This window comes from Trebonia sp., assembly GCF_049794275.1.
GTDB lineage: Bacteria > Actinomycetota > Actinomycetes > Streptosporangiales > Streptosporangiaceae > Trebonia.
In genome coordinates this window covers 1-2,331 of record NZ_JBARCR010001300.1, presented here as the reverse complement: position 1 = coordinate 2,331, position 2,331 = coordinate 1, and the positions used below count along the sequence as shown (strand labels likewise).

Here is a 2,331-nt window from a genome sequence, read left to right as displayed (position 1 = left end):
CGGCGGTTCCGTGCGGGGATCGGCGCGCGGTTCGGCGCCGACGAGGCGGCCGCCTGGCGGTATGCCGCGGCGACGCTGACGCCGCTGCGGCCCCGGATCCGGGACCTGGCCAGGGCGCTGCTGGTGTATCCGCGGCACCTGCCGTACCCGGTGACCGCCGCGATCGCAGGATTCAGCGGGCCCCGTTCAGCAGGCGGCAAGAGTCCGGATTGCGACATGGCGACTCCCCGTCCCCGGCGGCCTGTTATCGGGCAAGCGGGTATTCCCGGTAAAGACCGATTTCCGCTGAGCTGAAGGCAATTGCAGGGATCGGAGTTTCCGACCTGGTGAATTAGGGAGATCTTAAGAATTTGCCCGGCGGTCGCCGGCTCGCGGATCGTGGCGGTGGTTACGGAGCAGGGTCACCCGGTGGCGCCGTGAGCGCTCGCCGGCCCCCGCCCGGCGCGTACCAGCAGGCCGCGAGGGCGCGAGGGCCGGCAGCTGTGACGGAATTTGACCAAAACTACCTGGCGATACCGGTGATTTCATTGTCTTCGCCCAAGGCATCCGAGTTGAGATAAATCACTTACCCGAACAATGAATTTCGTCTATTCTCATGGCATATACACCGGCGGGGGCGGGACGTCGCCGGAGCATTTACCCGGGGCGCTCTCACGGCGGCGGGCCTGCGCGACCTGATAGGACCCTGGGTACACGGGGAAGCTGCGCGCCGCTCAGTGCGCGGTTTCGGGGAACTGCATGCGCCGCGCATCGACGGGGTGTTCTGACCTTGGGCATTCTCATTCTCATCATCATCATCGCGGTAGCGGGATATTTCGTCTCACTGCGAATTCACCCGCTGGCCAGATGCGGGCTGTGCAAGGGGACCGGCAGGCACTCCGGCAGCGTGTACACGTACGCGAGCCGACGCTGCCGCAAGTGCGGTGGCAGTGGCAGGAAAGACCGGTTCGGCAAGCGGTTTTTCGGCTAGCGCGGCGGCTACGGGATCACGAGCACCTTGCCGGTGACGCCGCGCTCGACAGCCTCGTGCGCGGCCGCGATCTCGCTGAGCGGGAACCGGCGGACCGGCAGCTCGGTCAGCGCGCCCGCGGCCAGCGCGCCGGAGACGCTGGCGACGGCCGCGTCCAGGGCGCCGGCGGTCATCCCGTACAGCAGCACGAACCGCAGCGTCACGTTGGCGGTCATGCAGGCCCGCACCGGCAGCACCGGGTCGGGACCGTCCGCGGCGTAGCTGACCACGACCGTCGGCGGCCCGGACACCGCCAGGTCGAGCGCCAGGTTCGCGCCAAGCGCCACCTCGACGATCCGGTCCATCACCGGCGCGAACGCCGTCAGCTGATCCGCCGCGTCCGCGTCCCGGTAGTTCACCACCAGGTCGGCGCCGGCCTTGACGGCGAGCTCCGCCTTCTCCGGGCCGCTGACCGTGGCCACGACGCGGCCGCCCGCGTGCCTGGCGAGCTCGATCGCGAAGTGCCCGACGGCGCCGGCCCCGCCCGCGACCAGCACCGCTTTCCCGGCCACGGGGCCGTCGGCGAACAGGCAGCGGTCCGCGGTCACCGCGGGGACGCCGAGCGACGCGCCGAGCTCGAAACTCACGCGGTCAGGCAGCGGGACGGCCTGCCGGGCGGGGACCACGGTCCATTCCGCCGCTGTGCCCCAGCGGCGCCCGAACGCCGCGAGCCACACCCACACCCGCTCACCCGTCCTGGCCGGGTCGACGCCAGGGCCGACGGCCTCGATGATCCCGGCGCCGTCGTGGTGCGGGATCTGGAACTCGTCGACCGGCCGCCCGGTCGCCCCGGACCGCGACTTGACGTCGGTCGGGTTCACGCCGGAGGCGTGCACCCGGACGAGCACCTCACCGGGCCCAGGATCCGGCCTGGCGACTTCCTCCACCCGCAGCACGTCGCGCGCGGCGCCCGTGCCCCGGTACACAGCGGCCCTCATGAGGACCAGCCTAGGTGGCGGAGGAATCACGGGCCCGTTCGGGATAAGGATCTTTCCTTCCGAACGAGCGCGTTGCTTCGCGCCAGCGGTACCCGAGCAGCGCCGAGCGGGCGGCCAGCCACAGGCCGAGCGCGGTCCAGATGCCGGGCAGGCCCAGCCAGTGGAAACGCAGCGTCAGGGCCGCGACCGGGGCGAAGGCGAGGATCGCGAGCAGCATCGCCCGGCGCATCGCGGCGTAGTCGGCGATGCCGAGGATAAGCCCGTCAAGGACGAACGCGAGTGCGGCCAGCGGCTGGGTCAGCGCCGCGCACAGCAGCCCGATCATGGCCGCGTGCCGCACCGCGGGGTCGGAGGTGAACAGGGCGGGGACGACCAGCGCCAGCG

The 2,331-nt window shown here is 71.0% G+C and carries 3 protein-coding genes and 1 pseudogene; 2 read left to right on the top strand and 2 right to left on the bottom strand.

Annotation, left to right across the window (positions count from 1 at the left end; translation table 11 throughout):
* Nucleotides 1–294, top strand: a 294-nt coding sequence (locus WA805_RS31530; protein WP_425244166.1) for a hypothetical protein, incomplete at its 5' end; no start/stop codon positions are given.
* A gap of 475 nt (nucleotides 295–769) precedes the next feature.
* Nucleotides 770–970: a hypothetical protein gene (locus tag WA805_RS31525; RefSeq protein WP_425244165.1), complete on the top strand. Its 201-nt coding sequence runs from the start codon at nucleotides 770–772 to the stop codon at nucleotides 968–970.
* A gap of 8 nt (nucleotides 971–978) precedes the next feature.
* Here the strand turns inward: WA805_RS31525 and WA805_RS31520 are convergent, their stop codons facing one another.
* Both WA805_RS31520 and WA805_RS31515 read right to left on the bottom strand, forming a co-directional pair.
* A complete protein-coding gene (locus WA805_RS31520) occupies nucleotides 979–1,947 on the bottom strand; it encodes an NADPH:quinone reductase (RefSeq protein WP_425244164.1) in 969 nt (322 codons plus the stop codon).
* Nucleotides 1,948–1,957: 10 nt separating this feature from the next.
* Nucleotides 1,958–2,331 (bottom strand): annotated as a pseudogene (locus WA805_RS31515) (hypothetical protein); the annotation flags it as partial.